The 19,180-nt window shown below is 46.9% G+C and carries 13 protein-coding genes; all 13 read right to left on the reverse strand.

Going from position 1 to position 19,180, the window contains the following annotated elements; all coding sequences use genetic code 11:
* Window positions 1-1,515: a BACON domain-containing protein gene (locus EL262_RS00425; RefSeq protein ID WP_078735916.1), complete on the reverse strand. Its 1,515-nt coding sequence runs from the start codon at window positions 1,513-1,515 to the stop codon at window positions 1-3.
* A 21-nt stretch (window positions 1,516-1,536) separates the two neighbouring features.
* A complete protein-coding gene (locus tag EL262_RS00430) occupies window positions 1,537-2,997 on the reverse strand; it encodes a BACON domain-containing protein (protein WP_078735915.1) in 1,461 nt (486 codons plus the stop codon).
* On the reverse strand, window positions 2,994-4,577 hold the full coding sequence (locus tag EL262_RS00435) for a BACON domain-containing protein (protein WP_078735914.1): 1,584 nt from the start codon (window positions 4,575-4,577) through the stop codon (window positions 2,994-2,996). The genes EL262_RS00430 and EL262_RS00435 overlap by 4 nt, the downstream gene beginning before the upstream one ends.
* Before the next feature lie 824 nt (window positions 4,578-5,401).
* Entirely contained in the window at window positions 5,402-6,553 is a 1,152-nt protein-coding gene (locus tag EL262_RS00440; protein ID WP_025839650.1) for an IS256 family transposase, read from the reverse strand.
* A gap of 228 nt (window positions 6,554-6,781) precedes the next feature.
* Window positions 6,782-7,246 carry an ATPase gene (locus tag EL262_RS00445; RefSeq protein ID WP_025838623.1) on the reverse strand — a complete coding sequence of 155 codons (465 nt, stop codon included), beginning with the start codon at window positions 7,244-7,246 and terminating at the stop codon, window positions 6,782-6,784.
* 42 nt (window positions 7,247-7,288) lie between these two features.
* Window positions 7,289-9,142 (reverse strand): V-type ATP synthase subunit I, encoded by a 1,854-nt coding sequence (locus EL262_RS00450; RefSeq protein ID WP_159100533.1) that lies wholly within the window; start codon window positions 9,140-9,142, stop codon window positions 7,289-7,291.
* Between the two features lie 8 nt (window positions 9,143-9,150).
* Window positions 9,151-9,762 (reverse strand): V-type ATP synthase subunit D, encoded by a 612-nt coding sequence (locus EL262_RS00455; protein ID WP_025838628.1) that lies wholly within the window; start codon window positions 9,760-9,762, stop codon window positions 9,151-9,153.
* Between the two features lie 12 nt (window positions 9,763-9,774).
* Window positions 9,775-11,097 (reverse strand): V-type ATP synthase subunit B, encoded by a 1,323-nt coding sequence (locus EL262_RS00460; RefSeq protein ID WP_025838630.1) that lies wholly within the window; start codon window positions 11,095-11,097, stop codon window positions 9,775-9,777.
* 20 nt (window positions 11,098-11,117) lie between these two features.
* Window positions 11,118-12,902 (reverse strand): V-type ATP synthase subunit A, encoded by a 1,785-nt coding sequence (locus tag EL262_RS00465; protein WP_025838632.1) that lies wholly within the window; start codon window positions 12,900-12,902, stop codon window positions 11,118-11,120.
* Window positions 12,903-13,060: 158 nt separating this feature from the next.
* Window positions 13,061-13,945: a DUF2764 family protein gene (locus EL262_RS00470; protein ID WP_025838634.1), complete on the reverse strand. Its 885-nt coding sequence runs from the start codon at window positions 13,943-13,945 to the stop codon at window positions 13,061-13,063.
* Between the two features lie 12 nt (window positions 13,946-13,957).
* On the reverse strand, window positions 13,958-14,566 hold the full coding sequence (locus EL262_RS00475) for a hypothetical protein (RefSeq protein WP_025838636.1): 609 nt from the start codon (window positions 14,564-14,566) through the stop codon (window positions 13,958-13,960).
* 309 nt (window positions 14,567-14,875) lie between these two features.
* Window positions 14,876-17,026: a methylmalonyl-CoA mutase gene (gene scpA, locus EL262_RS00480; RefSeq protein ID WP_036848787.1), complete on the reverse strand. Its 2,151-nt coding sequence runs from the start codon at window positions 17,024-17,026 to the stop codon at window positions 14,876-14,878.
* Between the two features lie 30 nt (window positions 17,027-17,056).
* Window positions 17,057-18,916, reverse strand: coding sequence for a methylmalonyl-CoA mutase small subunit (gene mutA / locus EL262_RS00485; protein WP_025838640.1), 1,860 nt, complete (start codon window positions 18,914-18,916; stop codon window positions 17,057-17,059).
* Between the last annotated feature and the right edge of the window lie 264 nt (window positions 18,917-19,180).

Here is a 19,180-nt window from a genome sequence, read left to right on the forward strand (position 1 = left end):
TTATGGTGTAACACTCATTGTGACGGATGCCTTCCCTGACTCCATTACCACTTTTATGTTGTATGAGTTGCCGGTCTCCGGGTTATTGAAGATATGTCCTTCTCCGCTTTTTCCCAGATATTTCATTTTGGATTTGGTGCATAGTTGCATAAATTCATCCGTGAGATAGTAAATGCCGTCCTTCTCCCAGAAGAACTTATTTGTGTCGCTTGCTCTGAACTTGAGTGAAAGTCCTGTGATCTTTTCTCGTCCTTGATCATCGGCAGATGCTTTGAGAGTATAGGTGCTTTTTTCAGGCGCAAGTGGTTCGGTAGATGTGTAATATATGGTGCGAGTCTTGGAGAATGTACTCACCACACCATCCTTTTTGGTTGTGACACCACCATTGGCTGTTTCCCATTCATAAATTTTATCCTTGTCATAGTCAACCCATCCAGGAACATTGGAGAGACGACCGGGTAGCTCCTCAAATGTAGGAAATGCTTCCTTCTGATTAGGGAGGTAAGTGTACAGGATGTGGACGTCCTCACTGTTGTAACTTAGCTTCAGCTCGGCCATCATCTCCATTTTCTTATTAAAGAACCTCCCCGATCCTTCATCTGGTACAAAGCCATGCTCAATCAGAAAGTCCACAAATTCATCATATACACTCTCCAGCTGATAAAGATTACTGTAAGCATAGGCTTGAGTCATCTTGTCATCGACGAAGCGATATTCCATACGAGTGAAGAGTTTACTCTTGGTTACAAACTTACACATGTCCTTATTGATAGCCCCATAAGCACCTGAGTTGTCTCCGGGTATCCCGACGACGGTACTCTTACGAGCTACCTCAAAGTCTATGAGAGGGTCTATGCTTGTCCCAAACTCCAAGTATGGCAGAATGATGAACATGATCCCTTTTTGAGTAATCTTCACTGCAAAATTGTCTCCGGTATTGACATCTCTGACTAATATACTCGCAGATCTGTCAGGGCGTTCTTCTGTTTCTGCTACCGTGACTTGGATCTCACCCTTGACAATGTTGGAACGTGCTGTCACCCAGTCATCGGAAGATAAGACCACCCAGTTCTTACTATTGGTATACACGGGTATCACAAATCTTGATCCCCATTGATCTATCTGAAACTCTGTTTTGCTTGTGTAAATTGACCCATTGGGGTTGTCGGTACTCGTAGTCTGTTTTACAAGGACTTGCTCTGTGACTAAACCCATGGTGACGATGACTGTGGCCACACGTTCGTATTCTGTGTGATTGACTTTCGCCTTCAAGTGGATCTTGTTTTCAGATTTTGTACACTCGAGCCAGTCTGAGGATGTGATACAGTTCCATGAGCCTTTAGTTGTCACATTGATGTCGATCTCTCTATTGCTATTGTTGAGAACTACTTCTTTTTGGGACAGAGAGAGTTCTGCAGAATTCTCCTCATCCAAAAGTATGTCTCTCGTGCAACCGGATAACCCCATGGTAAGTAGACCAACCAGGGCTATGATGTATTTAAGTAAATGTTTCATATTGTTGGGTATCCTATAGGGTTAGACTTTGCGATTAACTTGAAACTTGATCTTCAGCATCTTAGGAGATTCTTTCCCTTTTTCAGGATATGGGTGCTTTACTTGCTCTATGATCATTTCGGTCTTATTATCCGAAGATACGTAGCCATATCTGAGCTTGACCTCTGAGTAATAGATGAAGTTAAACTTATCCTTACGAATAGCCTTACGTAATTCTCTTGTGAGGTAAGTTTTCAGGTTGTCTGCGGTGTACATGTATTTAGGTATGTTTTCATAGTAATGAATAGCCTCAATCAATGTCCCTGAGGAAGCAAAGTAGTATACATGTAGCTCTTCTTTACCATCATCGGAAGAGCGAAATACAAGTCTTCTTCCTTCCTTTGACAGACTTGCTACATACTCTCTACCCATGTCACTTTGAGACTTCTTGATTTGATCTATTGTTGTGACATTGAGCTCTATATCTTCCAGTGGCAGGGCATCAATCGGCTGTATGACTCCCTTTTCTATAGGATAATATGTATAAAGGACATGGTTGGATTTAAGCTCTGCCTCTGATTGGTGTTTTGTTGAGTAATAAATATCATTACCTTCGTGATCGAATCCTTCATTCGACAGATACTTGTAGAAGTCTTTCTTGTCATCATCGGAAGCCATCTTCCTGGCATCGAAAAATACCTGACTACTCGTGATAGTCTCGTCTATATCTACTGTATATACTATGTTACGGAAAAGCGGACTGATCGTCTCGAACTTGTACACCGGGTTGTACTCCGTAGGTCTTTGTATGAGTTTACTCTTACGATTGGTTTCGAACTCTATAAGTTCTTCCTTGCTACCTTCATAGTTTGTAAACGGAAGGATATGATAGATCATACCTTTCTGTACAACCTGAAATCCCTGCTTGATACCGGATGTAGTCTCTGTGACAGTGATAGTAGCATTTCTATCGTATCGAGTGTCATTCGCGATAATCTTGAGTAAGATCTGATCGTCTGTATATTTTGGGATGGCCTCAACCCAAGTCTCACTCGACTCCACGAACCATGTGCTTACATTGGTATTGACATCTACCAATATCTCTGCTCCTCGCTGATCAATCATATCGGGCTGATTGCTTAGCTCCAAAGTCGCTGATGTTCCACGTTGTTCCACGTCGAAGCTGTACACTTGATCAGCAGCGATAACTTGTACCTTCGTTTCTCTAGAGGCTGGGCTGATGTTGGCCGAAGCGGATAGTACCATTTCACGTCCTGATGCCTTTACTTGTAGCCAAGAGGCTTTGGATATGCAGGTCCACCCTTCTATGTTAGTTTGTACAGAGATGCGATGCTCAGTCGCAGTTGCCTGAAGTGTCAGAAGTCCATCTTGAGATACGATCAATTCAGTATCTTGCTTTGGAGGAGACACCTGCTCGTCTCTACACGAAGTGGTACATAGAGATGTGGCTAAGATAAGAGCCACTATCAGATAATATTTCATAGCTCTACGTTTGTGATGTTAGTACTTATTTTGTTATTGTTTTCCGATTCTGAGGGAACAGCGGATCGTAATGACGCATTTGTTGTCTTCGGCATCGGGATATAGTTTATCCGCATCAATCTGCGAGCCCCCATTACTATGGTTCTGACGATGATTATTACTTCCTTGTTTGTGTTCTTAAAGTAATAACCCCTATTGTTCGGATAGAAGTACATAAACTCAAATCCCTCGCGCTTTAGCAAATCTTTGAATTCATTGGTCAAATACTCCATACCTCCATGTCTGTATACCCCTAGCTTGTAATCTGTATAGAAGTACAGATATCCTGATACCACAAGCTTCTCCGGATCCGGAGACTTACTGATATTATCGAAGAAATATCCTCTGGCATAGAATGGATCATCCACAAAGAAGAGTGGTAAACGGTACAATTTAGAAAACTCTTCATCGTACTTACCCCCATGGGCGTTTTCCCAGGCTTCGACATCTTGGACTGTAGCCTCGCCAAATCGTAGTATTCCGGTCTCTAAATCAGTAAGAGTCGGCATCGGAGCCGGTTGTTCTACTATAGGCCGACAGAATATGACTGATACATCTTTCTGCAGATCTTTGTCATGGATCGCATATATCGACATGTCGATCTTCTTTTCCTTATGGATATATACGAGTATACCTTTGGTACGACCATCCATAGGAGTAATACGCTCAAATCCTTGACTTACGAGAAAATCATGGTATTCATTGGTATAAGGGATATTCCTGTCACCTATAAGGGTAGTGGCTTGTAACTTATCAGTACCATAGTTTTCAAACTCGTATGTTATGAACTGGAAAGACTTGCTCACACTCAGGAAGGTATAGCCCCTATCTCCGACATCAGGATTGGGGGTACCTGCCAATTTACTCTTACGAGCAAGCTCTCTCTTCTGTATATTATCAAAACTCATACCCCAGTCCGAAAAGGGCAGGTAGAAGTTTAGTTGACCATCTTGTTTGACTTTGATTGTAGTATTTTGACCACCTGCTGAGACAATGATGTCAGCAGTACGAGCATTTGTAGTCTCATTCGCCTTGACCTTTACGACAAGTTCTGCTACTCGAGGACGAGCGACAACTTTTATCCACTCTTCTGATGGTTGCTGCACGACCCAATCGGTGGCATTGGATTTGATTATGAGCCTCATCTGTCCCTCCTCCTCTCCAAAAGCAACCACTGCGGGATCTGTTTCTACTACTAATGTGGGGTAGCCAGCCTGTTCTATCTGCAGAGTCCTTTTGATACCCGAGGAGACGACCAATATTTGAGCTTTGCGTACATTAAGGGTTTCATTGGATTTTGCATTGATCACGAGATAGTCGCCGGCATGCTTAGCCTCCAGCCAGTCAGCATTACTTGTGGCTGCCCACTGCCCCTGACTTGAATTCACAGCGATAATCCTTTCGCTGGTGCCAGACTCCAGTTGTATCACTTCATCGGCGTCAATCTTGAGCCAAGAAGAAGTGTCAATACTGTCTTTCTGACATGAGGATATGAGTAATAAAAGACTCAATATCCCTGAAAAGAATACAGATGTTTTCATTTCATAGATGTGATTTTAGTGTTGAAATAGAAAATATAATTAATATCAAATACAATATACCCATGATACCGAGATGAGAAAGCCCAAGGATTATCCTGAGCAGCACTTTTTCCCCGGATATTATTCAAATTTTAGGTCAATTCTTTTAGCTTACGATCAGACATACTTCCAGGGTTGGAGGATATTTTCTGATAAGTAAATAGTGGTGTTTCATATAAGACTTGCTTATATGGTAGCAAGAGCCGGCGCAAAGGTGTTAAAAATATTTTGACTCTCCAAGGTCAATTTGTTAAAACTCGAAGTCCTGCCGAGTTTTTAACTATTGCTGCTTGCTAAATTTTTCAACAGGTAACAGTAGCCCTTGCATGCTTGGTGAATAGGTTATCAAAGTCTACGCTTCAGATCAGTGAGCCCCCAACAAAAAAATAAACTGCCCCCCAAAAGTTTTGTGTCGAACTTTTGGGGGCAGTTCAGCTAATATAACACACAATGTCTTTTCCTTATGTTGAATCTACGTTTTCTTAGATCGAATTGATCTTGAACTATGCTTCGGTGCCCCTCAATGGTCTCGTCTATGGAGCTTTAGCTCTCCTAGTTTGACCATGCGATACGATTTCTCATCTTTCTTCTGCTTTATTCGAATCTTGGTTTGCTGCAGCAAGACCTGTAATGAAGTCGTTGGAGGGTCGGAAACGAGTCTTACGATCTTTGAAAACGAATCATGGTAGTGTCCGAAAAAGTGTGTAAGAGTAGTTGTTTTCCTTTTTTACCACAGGGGCATGCCCCTGTGGTAAAAACTTTGTGGTTTTGTTGTTATTATCCATTTATTTAATCTTCCACTCTTGAAAGTAGGGCAACCTCCTAGCATAAGTTCTCTCAGTCATCTCTCGGGCAACAGATCCTAAGAGGAATACGACGGCATCAGCCGAGGGGAGAGCCCCACGCATACGTAACGTGCGCTTATAGTTGCGATTGAGACGCTCCACCCAATTCGTTGAGTAAATCATACGACGAACCTCCTCCGGGTACCTCAGATAGGTGAAGTAGCCTATATTGCGAGGGGAAGACAGAGAGAGTAAACTTCTGTAATTCTTGCCCCAACGCTCTGCAAATGTACATAATTTCTCAAATGCCTTGATGGGAGTAAGTCCTGTATCCAGAATAGGGAATAAGTCATCCAACTCCTGCTTCATCTGAGCTTTATCCCTCTTTGACACGGCGTTAAGTGCTTGTCGTTTGAAATGAACAACACATAACTGATGAGCTGCCTGAGGGAAAGCCGAGCAAATAGCGCGTTCAATACCCTGTAAGGCATCTGAGATAATCAGGTCTATGTGTTCTACGCCCCGAGTTTTGAGAGCTTTCAACTCCACTTCCCAATTCAATGCTCCCTCTGTGGGATGATTCACCACACAAAGCACCTCGCGGCTACCATCAGGAAGCAAGCCCAGCATCGTGTAGTAGGCCTCCTTAGAGACACTATCCTCTCGCCGAGTAAAGGCAAACGTCGCATCAATGTATACTGCCAAATAGTGGGGCGACAATTTGCGTTCTAACCACTCGTATATCTCTGCTTTACTCGTGTTGGAGAGGAAGCTGACTTGCTGTTTACTATAGTGATGACCATAGAGGCGTTCGCACACCGTGCCAATATCTTCGCACGAAAGTCCTCGGGTATAAAGTTCATGGAAGAGGAGGGCGCGTTCGCTTTCCTGATGGGAGAGGATGCCCAAAATCAGGGGCTGAAAATTCCCTGAACGAGTACGTGGAATGCGAAGCTCAAAGCTACAGCCATAGCCCCGCCATCGACGGGGACGGAAACCATTGCACTGTTCACCTTTATGTTCTTGGACAAAAAGAGAACGTTCTTGCTTGGAGAAGGTGTTCAATAATACACGAATAAGTTCGTTAATACCTGACTCCGATGACAGCATTTCCGAAATAAATGCCGACTTTTGTGATGATGTAAGCTCCATTGTTCTTAGTTTGTTTTTTGTTCTTACCACAAATTTAAGAGCTACGGGGCTTACACACTTTTTTAGGACAGTATCCGAATCATACGACTTTCGTCATCAAGTCATAGGACCTTTTTGATCCATTTCGGTATGCTTATTGCTTTGAGGGCTCGTCATAATGCCACGAGGGTCAGTCGAAAGTTTTTTCGACCGACCCTCGTGAGTCGTTTTACGAATATGGTTTGTCTATCAGACTGCTGCAGAAGGAAGAGCCAAGAAGGTCAAGATCGCAACGAGAAGACCCAAGATCGCATAAAGCTCTGGGAACACGGCCATGACCATACTTGGGACAAGGACGTTGTGTCCTGAAGCGACTCCTGCGATACCTTCGGCACATACTTGAGACTGACGGATAGCTGAGATGAGTGCGAGGACGCCGAGTGCAACACCTGCACCGAGGATAGCCCATGCCGCCAAGGTAGACATACCTTCAAAGATCTTTGACTGTACGAGGAAGAAGCCTACGAAGCCATAAAGACCTTGAGATGATGGGAGAGCTGCAAGACCGATATACTTACCCATCTGTGTGGGATCTTTCTTCATACCGCCTACGACAGCCTTACCACTGATGGTGATACCGATACTACTACCTACACCCGAAAGGATGACCATGAGGGCAACACCCAAGTAAGCTAACATTAAGTTTGTGTCCATAATTCTAATAAGAGATTTGATTGTTATTTATAAGTTTTGTTTTTATTGATCTTGTGTGAGACTATTCTTTTTCAGTGGAGCATATGCTTGTCCTCCACCCTCGAAGTCGGAATTGTTGAAGTACTCCACGAATATGAGTCGTACAGGGTGAACGAGCGAACCGATCATCGCAAGCCCGAAGTTGATCGTATGCCCAATGAGCAAGATGATCAGCATCGGAAGCCAACGCACATACATCGGTATCCCATCGGTCATTGAGATGGCCAAGGTGTTGAATACATTACCAAGTATGGCTCCCGTAAGTCCGATCGCAAAGAGTCGGATGTATGAGAGAGAGTCACCGAGGAGACCCGACGCTGTGTTGTAAGCTGTCCAGAGAGAGCTGCCGATGTTGAAGAAGATACTTTTACCCGGGCTGTTGAAAAATAGCATGATGACAGCACAACAGCCGGCTATACTGTAAAGTATGTAGTTGACATAGGTGGGTAACTGAAGATCGACTTGTGGCAGTCCGAAGAGGACGATGGCGAGCATCACGATGATGAAGATGACCCAAGCAAAAGGGGATAGAGCATGCCTTGTCCCTTTCTGTACTTTGACTTTGTATGCTCCGACAAATTTCGCGACAATGATCTGTACCAAACCTACGGCAATGGCAATGATCATCATATTGTCAGATGAAATGAAGAATTGTCGCACTGCCGCAAGTGCTTCTACTTTTGCGAGTTCGATGCCAAAGAACGACCCTGAGAAAAAACCGATGACAGCTGCTGCTCCTCCTAACCACTGAAAGAGAGAGAGGACAGGCTTCAGATTGTCCTTCGCTTTCACTTTGAAGATCGAACAAAGGATAAGTAGGAAGAGTCCATAACCTGCGTCTCCAAAGCACATGGCGAAGAAGAGCATGAAGAATGGTGCTACAAACGGGGTCGGATCTATCTCGTGATAGTTCGGAAGAGAGAAGAGTTTGACGATGGGCTCGAAGACCTTAACAAAGAAGTTATTCTTGAGTTTCACCGGCACGTCATCGGTTTCCTTGATTTCCAACTGTGTGTAAGCGTATCCTTCAGTATCAAGGGCTTTTTCCAGGTCTTCGGACTGTTCAGCAGGAATGTATCCTTCGAGGACGATGAGGGCGTCATCAAACATGGCTTCTCCCTGCAAGAGGGCATTGCTCATGTTGTAGACATCTTCGAGCTCGGAGAGATGCCTTTCCATCACTGACTTGTCGTGCGAGAGGTAGACAAGGGATTCTCTCAGACGTGCTGTCTCTTCTGTGATTTCAGAGATCTCTCGCTCGATGTCGGATAGACTGCGCATAGGGAGGTCTACCTTCTCAGCCGATATCTTCGGAGACATGCCTGTGGGGGTGACGGTCACAAAGCTCGCAATACGTCTGGCATCGCTGATGATGATGGCGCCGTACTGCTCTTCCCACTCAGGTTTGTATTGAGGGAGAGGCACGCTCCAAAATCTTATCTCTTGACCTGCATCGGCAAGGCGCTTGAGGAGCTGTGGATCGAAGTCTCCCCAAATCTTGAGTTCCCCTTTGAGTTGATTGAGCTCGTTGACTTTCTTTTGGTTGGTCTCGATCTCTGTATCAATCGTCGCGATGGTCTCGATATATTTCTGTGCCGTGCTGAAGCTGTCGTGTGAGACATGGAGGTATTCGCTTACGGGCTTAAGGTCATCAGCCGTGATACCTGCGCTGCTCCACATCGTATTCATCCGATCGATGGTGGCACGTATCTGCTTTTGCTCCGCAAGGAGAGCCTTTATCTCCTCGACTTGCTTGGTGTCGTTATTTTGACGTATGTGAACGACACCCAAGTCTCTGAGCCGAACAAGGAAATCTGAGTGCTCTTTATGAAAAATCAAGAAAGAGTACTTATTCATCTTAATAATCATATGTCGAGCACCTCCTGTTCTTTTTTCTCTATATTAGCACGCATGATCTTCTGAGATGCTTTTGATAGAGATTCTTCGTCTTCGAGGTATCTCTTGATCTTTCGGATAGCATCTTGATAGCCGGGGATCTGAACCTTCTCAAAGAGGTTTACCTTCTGAGTGGTCTTCTTCCGAGCATGCTCAAGCAATTGTAGCTTTAGGCGTGTAAACTCGGCTTCGATCCCCACTTCGGCAAGACCTCTGATGAGGCTCATCCCCTCCATGAACCAAGAAGGACTGTCAGTCAGACTGAACGGTCGCACATCATACTCGACACCTTCGAGTACAGGGATAAGTACCCCTGCAATCTTACGTGTCGACATACGGACATCTTTGACGCTGATGAGTGAGGCGTCGAACTCGTTCCAAAGTGCTACCATGCTGTCATAGGACTGCATGTGCTCCTCCAGCTGACGCTCAAGTATCTCAGCCTTGTCCTTGGTTCGCTTGACTTCCATACGCAAGGCACTCTCCTTACTTTTGATAGTAGGGAGTGCGCGCACACGTATCTTGAGCTGCTTCTCCTGTTGCTGAAGAGAGGTCTTGTTGTATTGAAATTTGATTGCCATGACAGAGTAGGATTACTTGGATGGCCAATATTTGTCGACAAATTCTTGACGGATGTTCACTTCCTCGGGAGAGAAGTGGTCGGCGAAGAGGTTCCACGCCGTGTCAAGCATAGCGGTTGTGTTCTGATTTACGTCGATAGCCAAAAGACTGTTGGAGTATTCTCTTGCAAACGCAAGCGAACGCTCATCGTAGTCTGTGAGGTCAAAACCGTTCTCCAACTTAGTTTGGGCATTCGCAGCATCGGCATAAAGGCGTACAGCGGCATTCATCACTTGTGGGTGATCTGCTCTTGTGTCTTTACCGATCACAAGTTGTTTGAGGCGCGAAAGGCTTCGGAATGGGTCGACGATGACCTTACCTATTTCACTGTCACGACGTAAGTACAACTGTCCTTCGGTGATATACCCGGTGTTGTCGGGTACTGCGTGAGTGATGTCTCCGCCCGAAAGCGTTGTCACCGCAATGATGGTGATAGAGCCACCTGATGGAAATTGTACCGCCTTTTCGTAGATCTTCGCAAGGTCTGAGTAAAGCGACCCCGGCATAGCATCCTTCGATGGGATCTGATCCATCTTGTTGGATACGATTGCGAGAGCGTCAGCATAGTTGGTCATGTCCGTAAGAAGGACAAGCACCTTTTCATGCTTTTCGACCGCAAAGTACTCTGCTGCGGCAAGTGCCATGTCCGGGATCAGGACACGCTCGATGGATGGGTCTTCTGTCGTGTTGATGAAGCTCACGATACGGTCGAGAGCACCTGCGTTGGAGAAGGTGTTCTTGAAGTAAAGGTAGTCGTCGTTGGTGAGTCCCATCCCTCCAAGGATGATCTTGTCCGACTCTGCACGGAGCGCAACGGTAGCCATGACTTGGTTGAATGGTTGATCCGGATCGGCAAAGAATGGGATCTTTTGTCCGGTGACCAACGTGTTGTTGAGGTCAATGCCCGATATCCCCGTAGCGATGAGTTCGGATGGCTGTTCGCGGCGAACAGGGTTCACCGAAGGTCCTCCGATCTCTATTTCTTCTCCTTCAAGTTCAGGGCCTCCGTCAATGGGATCACCATAAGCGTTAAGGAACCGTCCGGCGAGATTTTCACTGACTTTCAACGAGGGGGACTTGCCAAGGAAGACGACCTCGGCATTGGTTCGAATATCTTCTGTCCCGGCGAATACCTGAAGGGTCACTTCATCTCCTTGGATGCTCACGACCTGAGCGAGCTTACCATCTATGGTTGCCAACTCATCATAGCCCACACCTTGGGCATTTAGAGCACAGGTTGCCTTTGTTATCTTTGAAATCTTTGTATATATCTTTTGAAATGCCTTTGTAGCCATAACTTTTACTCTTCTGTAGGTTACTTCATTTCAGGAGTGGCGACAGCTTCCTCCATTAGTCTCTCTTGGAGAAGTGAGACAAGCTGAGCCTCATACTTCTCAAACTGTTCGCTCCTGAACTCGCTATAGTTCATCTGCTTCAAGATGTTGATGATACGCTTGAAGAATTCGCTGACTTCGTTGAACTCTTCGAAGCGGAACTTCATGTTACAGATATCTATGACCTTCTTGAGCATCACTTCTTGACGTTCGAGAGGTGTGACACAGTCGATGTCGTCAAAAGCGTCTTGCTGAAGGATCACAAAGTCGATGAGCTCGGACTTCCAAAAGATCTCGTGGTATTCTACGGGTACACCATCATCACCGAGGATGTTGATCTGCTCCGCAATTTCCTTACCTCTGTGCATACGAGTCTTGGCTTCATTGACCATGGGGATCCAATTTTCTCCCACGAGTTCGGTGATGTACTCTTCGAACTCAGGATACTCCAAGTACTTAGAGTAACTATCAATCGGATTGACAGCAGGATATCTCTTCCGGTCGGCACGAGCCTGCTCAAGGGCGTAGAAACAGCGTGCCACCTTCTTCGTATTCTCTGTCACAGGCTCCTTGAGGTTACCACCGGCAGGAGAAACAGTTCCGATGAAGGTCACTGATCCTGTCTTACCATTTTTGAGTTGGACATATCCGGCACGAGCGTAGAAGTTGGCAATGATTGCCGACAAGTCCATCGGGAAGGCATCAGGACCCGGAAGTTCTTCCAGACGGTTGGACATCTCTCTAAGTGCTTGAGCCCAGCGAGAAGTCGAGTCCGCCATGAGAAGCACCTTGAGACCCATCGCACGATAATATTCAGCTATTGTCATCGCCGTATAGACAGAGGCCTCACGAGCCGCCACTGGCATATTTGAAGTGTTCGCAATGATGATTGTACGCTCCATGAGCTTGCGACCGGTGTGAGGATCTACGAGTTCGGGAAACTCCTTGAAGATCTCCACAATCTCATTAGCACGTTCACCACAAGCGGCAATGATCACAATATCCGCTTCTGCTTGTTTGGAGATAGCGTGCTGCAAGACTGTCTTACCTGTACCGAAAGGTCCGGGGATAAATCCGGTACCTCCCTCCACGATGGGGTTCATCGTATCGATGATGCGCACCCCTGTTTCAAGGAGTTTGTATGGTCTTGGTTTGTCTACGTGCACGAGGATAGGTTTCTTCACCGGCCAACGCTGTACCATCGATACTTCAATGTCTTTGCCTTGTGCATCTGTGAGTACTGCCACGACATGATCTACGACATAGTCTCCCTCTGCCACGATACTCTTTACCTTGTACGACCCTTCGAGGGCAAAGGGCGTCATGATGCGGTGGGGTTGGAAGTTTTCATCCACCTCTCCGAGCCAAGAGCCGGCCACTACAGTATCTCCCTCTTTGGCAAGGGGGACGAAGTGCCACTTCTTTTCTCTATCGAGAGGGTCGGTATAGTCTCCTCTTTTGAGGAATACGCCCTCCATCTTATCAAGGTCATTTTGGAGTCCGTCGAAGTTTTTCGACAACATCCCCGGTCCCAACTGCACTTCGAGCATGTGTTGCTCAAAAGTAGCTTCATCACCGACCTTCATTCCTCTGGTACTGTCAAAGACCTGGACATAAGCATTCTTGCCGATGACCTTGATGACTTCGGCCATAAGTGCCCTACCACGTACAGAGACAAAACAGATCTCATTTTGTGCTACCGGACCGTCGACCTCGATGGTGACGAGGTTCGATACGATCCCTTTCACGACGCCTTTAGTTTTCATTACTTGGATATTGTATCTTGTGTTTTTTTATTTCAAATGTTTCTAAAGTCTGCACGCCTCACTTCACGCCGAAGCCATGCTGTAATAAAGACTCTGTAATGGACAAAAGCCAGATAGCATTGTGGCATGATCCGGCTTCTGCACGCTACTTTACCCTGTTATTTCTTTGTCCTCTGCACAAAGTCGGCAAGCTCCTCTCTTCCTTCTTTTTTCAGACCCATAATGATCTCACGGAAGCGTGCCATGCCCTGCTCTTTATCGAGTGAGACCCACCGTTCGAGTATCTGAAGTTTGAGGAGATAAGCCAGCATGGCATTGATCGAGAAGGAGTCCGAGAAGGTGACTTCTTCCAGCATTCTCCACTTGAACGCATCGAGACGTCTCTCCCTGTGCATAGGTTCGTTCTCTTCTCCTATCTTTATGATTTCGTTCATCATCTCACCTTCCTTGAGATCCGAGATGTCACTCCAAATGCCTGATTTGATGATCTCCACTATTTCGTTGGAGCCGACGAGGTATTTGGCAGGATCGAGGTCATACTTCTTTGCTGTGAGTGAAGCCAAGATATTATTGAGATTGAGATTCATTTCAAACCATCCTTTGAGGAAAGTGTTCGCTTTGCTTCTCACATACTCTTGGTACAGCTCTGCCAACTTGTCTTCGATGAACAACACCCCCTTTTCATACTTCTCCCCGAGGTACTCGCGCACGAAAGTCACCATATATTCCGGTGTGCCTTCCGGGATGGGCAAGCGATCCTGCTTGTCCTCGAGGCTTTCGCTACGCACGGCTTCCACGAGGGTGCGCAGATGAGCTTCTCCAAGGGCAAGGGGCATATACAGTGCAGGCATGGGGCGATCTTTGAGGATGGCGACGAGCACTCTGTTGTCTCCTCTGAGGAGGATGAGGTCTATCTGCTTTTGGTCTGACGATGAGGCCTGTCCTTTGAGTTCCTCCACAAACTCCGCAGTCGAGTAGTCGATCTTAGTATCGTCTATCAACAGATCGGGTAGGGAGGCACCTAAGGTATAATAGTTAGCCATAGGGATGTGTGTTTATTGCTCTTGAGTATTGCCAAACAAGAACGCTCTGAGCTTGGGGCGCAAAAAGTCCTTGAAGTACTCTGCAAAGGCTTCTTTACCCACGACGACTTTGTAAGAGCCATTTTGAGGCATGATCTCGAACGAGTGAGCCTTGCCACTCACTTGATCTATACGGATACCATGCTCAAGAGTCTCTTTGATCTCGTTTTTGAAAAACTCCTCCAACTTTGCGGCGTCTTCGGTCTTCACGACGACATCCTGTCCTTTTGCCCACTGGGTCGCCATATCCTTTACTATCCCATAGAGGAGCGCAGGGTCTGCAAAAGCCTTGTCTATCGATGTCTTGATCACTTGTTCGTTGATCATGTCTGTCACCTGAGTGCGAAGGGCTTCGATAGCCTGATTAGTGCCGAGACGTAGTTCGGCCTCTGCATTTTCCTTGACCTCGGCAGCCTTCTTTTCGGCATCCTGCACGAGACGTGTTGCTTGTTCTTTAGCGTCAGACAAGATTTTTTCGCTCTGTGCCTGCGCCTTTGTTAGGATTTCTTCTGCCTCTGAAGACGCTTTTTGGACGCCCTCTTGATAGATCTTGTTGGCTAACTCTTGTACTTTATTATCCATAATAGAATTACTTAAACGAACAGTTGTAGGAGTGTAGATGCAGCAACCTCTTTGATCAAAGGTCGGCTGAAATACGACATTTACAAAGATAAAAAAAAACCTTAAACAATAATTCTCTTACTCTACATATATGCAATGTCGCAAAAAATATTGTTTCTCATAGCTTTGGGAGTGAGATGGTCAGATGGTCTCTCATGGTAATCCTTACGCCCGTTATGTCAGAGAGGATGGGCGGACAAGGACAAAAAGGAGAGCCTCAAAGGAGTAAGACTTTGAGGCTCTCGGAAAACTACTATTCGAGCTTGAGGGTTATTCTTGCTCAAGTAGGATTTTCATTAGTTCGACGGCTGCTTTTGCGACCGAAGTGCCGGGGCCGAAGATGGCTGCAACACCGGCCTTGTACAAGAAGTCATAGTCTTGGGCCGGGATGACCCCTCCGGCGATCACGATGATGTCCGGGCGACCGAGCTTCTTTAGCTCTTCGATCACTTGAGGTACGAGGGTCTTGTGACCTGCTGCAAGAGAGGAGACACCCATGATGTGGACGTCGTTCTCTACCGCTTGGCGAGCAGCTTCGGCAGGGGTTTGGAAGAGGGGTCCCATATCTACGTCGAAGCCGCAGTCCGCATAGCCCGTAGCCACGACTTTTGCACCACGGTCGTGCCCATCCTGCCCCATTTTTGCGATCATAATACGAGGCTGGCGACCTTCTCTTTTCGCAAACTCTTCGACCAACTTACATGCTTGGATGAAGTCGGCATCTTGTTTTGTCTCTTGTGAATACACGCCTGAAATAGTTCTGATTACAGCTTTATAACGTCCTACAACCTCTTCGCAAGCATCTGAGATCTCTCCGAGCGAAGCCCGCACCTTTGCGGCCTTGACCGCCAAGTCGAGGAGGTTGCCCTTGCCTGTGCGCACACTTTCGGTGATGGCTGCAAGAGCTTCCTTCACTGCGTTTTCGTCACGGTTGGCTCTCAGCTGTTGGAGGAGCTTGATCTGCTCTTCACGTACGGCGGTATTGTCGATTTCGAGGATGTCGATGGGGGCTTCCTTTTCGAGGCGATACTTGTTGACACCTACGATTGTCTGTGCGTTGGAGTCGATACGAGCCTGTGTTCGTGCCGCCGCTTCTTCGATGCGGAGCTTGGGCAGACCGGTCTCGATGGCTTTGGCCATCCCCCCCATACTTTCGATCTCTTGGATATGCGCCCATGCCTTGTGAGCGATCTCGTGAGTCAATGCTTCGACATAGTAAGAGCCTCCCCATGGGTCGATCTCCTTACATACAAGGGTCTCTTCTTGGATGTATATCTGAGTGTTACGTGCGATACGTGCAGAGAAATCCGTAGGGAGGGCGATAGCCTCGTCGAGGGCGTTGGTGTGTAGAGACTGGGTGTGTCCGAGAGCGGCAGCCATAGCCTCGATACAGGTGCGACCCACATTGTTGAATGGATCTTGCTCTGTGAGCGACCATCCTGATGTCTGTGAGTGTGTACGGAGAGCCAGAGACTTTGGATTCTTGGCATCGAAGCTCTGTACGATCTTTGCCCAAAGCATACGTGCAGCCCTCATCTTGGCAATCTCCATGAAGTGGTTCATGCCGATAGCCCAGAAGAACGATAGACGTGGTGCAAACTTGTCCACCTCGATACCTGCCTTGATCCCTGCACGAAGGTATTCGAGACCGTCAGAGAGGGTGTAAGCCATCTCGATGTCGCAAGTCGCCCCAGCCTCTTGCATGTGATAGCCGGAGATGGAGATCGAGTTGAACTTAGGCATATTCTGTGACGTGTACTCGAAGATATCTGCAATGATACGCATGCTGAATTCGGGTGGGTAGATGTAGGTGTTACGCACCATGAATTCCTTTAGGATGTCGTTCTGGATCGTCCCTGCCATCTCCTCCAGCTGAGCCCCTTGCTCCAGACCTGCATTGATATAGAATGCAAGGACGGGAAGTACAGCTCCGTTCATGGTCATGGAGACAGACATCTTGTTGAGGGGAATACCGTCGAAGAGCACTTTCATGTTTTCGAGCGAACAGATCGATACCCCGGCCTTACCTACGTCGCCTACGACACGCTCATGATCCGCATCGTAACCTCTATGTGTCGCCAAGTCGAAGGCTACCGAAAGTCCCTTCTGACCCGAAGCGAGATTGCGACGGTAGAAGGCATTCGACTCTTCTGCTGTCGAGAACCCCGCATACTGGCGGATCGTCCAAGGACGCATGGCATACATCCCACTGTAAGGACCTCTGAGATAAGGAGGCAGACCGGACACGTAGTCAAGATGCTCCATACCCTTGAGGTCTTCTTCGGTATAGACAGACTTTACTTTTATCTGTTCGGGAGTCTCCCAGTTATGTTCGATATTATTCTTTGCAACGAATTCAGCCAAAGAGGGTTGTCCCCACTTGCCATCGTTGATGTTGATGTTCTTATATGTTGGTCTCATGTGAAAATAGTCTGATGGTTAGTAAATAAGTCAGCCCTTGATATTGAGAAGTTGTTGAAACTTGGTCAATGTTTCAAGGACATTAACTTTCACATGGATGAAGTGTTCGATGCCTTTGGATTGAAGCTCTTCCATACAAGCTGGTGCTCCGGCGATGACGAGAGGCACTCTTCCTGCGATGATGTCGAAGGCTTGTGGACCGAACTCCGCATATTCATCATCTGACGAACACAGCGTGATGATGTCTGCGCCGGCTGCCATTGCTGCATCCACGCCCTCTTGTACAGTCTTGAAGCCGAGGTTATCGATGACTTCGTAGCCTGCACAAGCGAAGAAGTTGGATGAGAACTGTGACCTTGCAAGTCTCATTGCCAGATTACCGATCGTCAGCATAAATACCTTAGGACGCTTCGTCGCAGCTTCTGTAGAGAGTCTGAGTGCCTCAAAGTCCGAAGCCCCACGGCTCAAGTCGAGTGGTGTGACACTTGCCATCTTTTCACACCCACAAGAGTGCCTGCCATCCGATGTCGCAAGTCTGTCGTTTGCCGTCTCGTTGAAGTTGGGGAAGATATTTGTGCCGAGGAGGGCTTCTCTTCTCGTCGCCACAGCCTTGTGTCTCTCTGTGTTGGACTTATTGATTGCCTCCTGGATGATGCCCTTGTCCGCCATTGCCGCAAAGCCTCCGTTGTCTTCGACTTCGAGGAAGAGCTTCCATGCTTGATGAGCTATGGCATCGGTGAGATGTTCTATGTAGTACGAACCACCGGAAGGATCCACTACTTTGTCGAAGTGTGACTCCTCTTTGAGGAGGAGCTGTTGGTTGCGAGCGATGCGCTCAGAGAACTCATCTGCATCCTTGTAGACAATATCGAAAGGCAAGACATTCAACGAGTGCACCCCTGCTATGGCTGCAGACATGGCTTCGGTCTGAGTACGGAGGAGATTGACATAAGCATCGTAGACGGTCTTGTTCCATCTGTTGGTCTCCGCATTGATGATGAGCCTTGATGTTTGATCGGATGCGCCATTGTTCTTTGCGATAAGTGCCCACAGCCAGCGAGCGGCTCTGAACTTAGCGATTTCCATGAAGTAGTTCGATCCGATACCGAGGTCAAACCTGATCTTACGAGCCACTTCATCGACAGACAGTCCGCATTGCTCCACGAGGGTGACGATCACATCAGCACCTGCAGCAAGGCTGTAGCCAAGTTCTTGGTGGATGTAAGCCCCGGCGTTAGCCATGTCTACCCCTTTGATGTTGATACAAGTATATTGTTTGAGAGGGGCTGTTGCGACGATCAAGTCTTGGGCTATCCGGATCCACTCGTCTGTCGCCACGCCCTTCAACATTTGTTTTTTGAATACCTCAAAGCCTATTGAACCCACGCATTTGTCAAGGTCTTTTGTCTTCTCTGACAGGGTCTCTACGACCATGCCTGCGAGCTTGACGACGACCGAACGACAAGAGTAAAAGTTGAGCTCCACTGCCGTGACATCTATCCCATCAAGCAGGGTGAGAAGAGACTCTTTAGATATATGTGCATGTTTCAGGTGGAGGCCGAAGGAGGTTGTGCCACAAGCCAGTGCCTTTTTCATCTTTGCGTTGGCCTCAGTGAGGTCAGTGATCGAAAGATCTTGTCTCACGTACCATTCGTTGCTTGCCTTGATCCCCCTTATATAAGGAAACTCTCCCGGCAAGGTGTCCTTGGACTTGAGGTCTGCGATATCCTCTCTTCGGTAGAAGGGATTGACTTTGAACCCCTCGGTCGTCTTCCAGACAAGTTTTTTCTCAAAGTCGGCTCCTTTCAGGTCCGCATTGATCTTGTCCATCCATTCTTGGGTAGAGACCGGAGGGAATACAGCAAATAATTTCTCGTTTTCCATATTCATGTTGCTGTCCAAATTATGTGTTATTTAGGGTCTATCGATGTCGGGGTAAGGAGGACGGAAGGATACGGCTTTCCCTATGCCAAGTATCCCTTTTCCCTTCACACCAACATCCACAAAGTAAGTCAAAAAAAATGATAATCGATACAGCTTCCTCATTATTTCGTGTCCTAAATACCTAATATGTGTGAGTATATCTCATGGCGAAATGCCGGGAAAGCCTCTCGAACAAATACAACGAGGAAACGTCTCAATCGAAAAATTGAA

Origin of the sequence: Porphyromonas cangingivalis, from assembly GCF_900638305.1 — a bacterium.
In the GTDB taxonomy this organism is placed as follows: Bacteria; Bacteroidota; Bacteroidia; order Bacteroidales; family Porphyromonadaceae; genus Porphyromonas_A; species Porphyromonas_A cangingivalis.

What these genes read in the sequence shown, in the direction of transcription:
- EL262_RS00425 (WP_078735916.1), bottom strand. Translation starts at nt 1,515, where the DNA reads ATGAAACATTTACTTAAATACATCATAGCCCTGGTTGGTCTACTTACC.
- EL262_RS00430 (WP_078735915.1), bottom strand. Translation starts at nt 2,997, where the DNA reads ATGAAATATTATCTGATAGTGGCTCTTATCTTAGCCACATCTCTATGT.
- EL262_RS00435 (WP_078735914.1), bottom strand. Translation starts at nt 4,577, where the DNA reads ATGAAAACATCTGTATTCTTTTCAGGGATATTGAGTCTTTTATTACTC.
- EL262_RS00440 (WP_025839650.1), bottom strand. Translation starts at nt 6,553, where the DNA reads ATGGAGCTTACATCATCACAAAAGTCGGCATTTATTTCGGAAATGCTG.
- EL262_RS00445 (WP_025838623.1), bottom strand. Translation starts at nt 7,246, where the DNA reads ATGGACACAAACTTAATGTTAGCTTACTTGGGTGTTGCCCTCATGGTC.
- EL262_RS00450 (WP_159100533.1), bottom strand. Translation starts at nt 9,142, where the DNA reads ATGAATAAGTACTCTTTCTTGATTTTTCATAAAGAGCACTCAGATTTC.
- EL262_RS00455 (WP_025838628.1), bottom strand. Translation starts at nt 9,762, where the DNA reads ATGGCAATCAAATTTCAATACAACAAGACCTCTCTTCAGCAACAGGAG.
- EL262_RS00460 (WP_025838630.1), bottom strand. Translation starts at nt 11,097, where the DNA reads ATGGCTACAAAGGCATTTCAAAAGATATATACAAAGATTTCAAAGATA.
- EL262_RS00465 (WP_025838632.1), bottom strand. Translation starts at nt 12,902, where the DNA reads ATGAAAACTAAAGGCGTCGTGAAAGGGATCGTATCGAACCTCGTCACC.
- EL262_RS00470 (WP_025838634.1), bottom strand. Translation starts at nt 13,945, where the DNA reads ATGGCTAACTATTATACCTTAGGTGCCTCCCTACCCGATCTGTTGATA.
- EL262_RS00475 (WP_025838636.1), bottom strand. Translation starts at nt 14,566, where the DNA reads ATGGATAATAAAGTACAAGAGTTAGCCAACAAGATCTATCAAGAGGGC.
- scpA (WP_036848787.1), bottom strand. Translation starts at nt 17,026, where the DNA reads ATGAGACCAACATATAAGAACATCAACATCAACGATGGCAAGTGGGGA.
- mutA (WP_025838640.1), bottom strand. Translation starts at nt 18,916, where the DNA reads ATGAATATGGAAAACGAGAAATTATTTGCTGTATTCCCTCCGGTCTCT.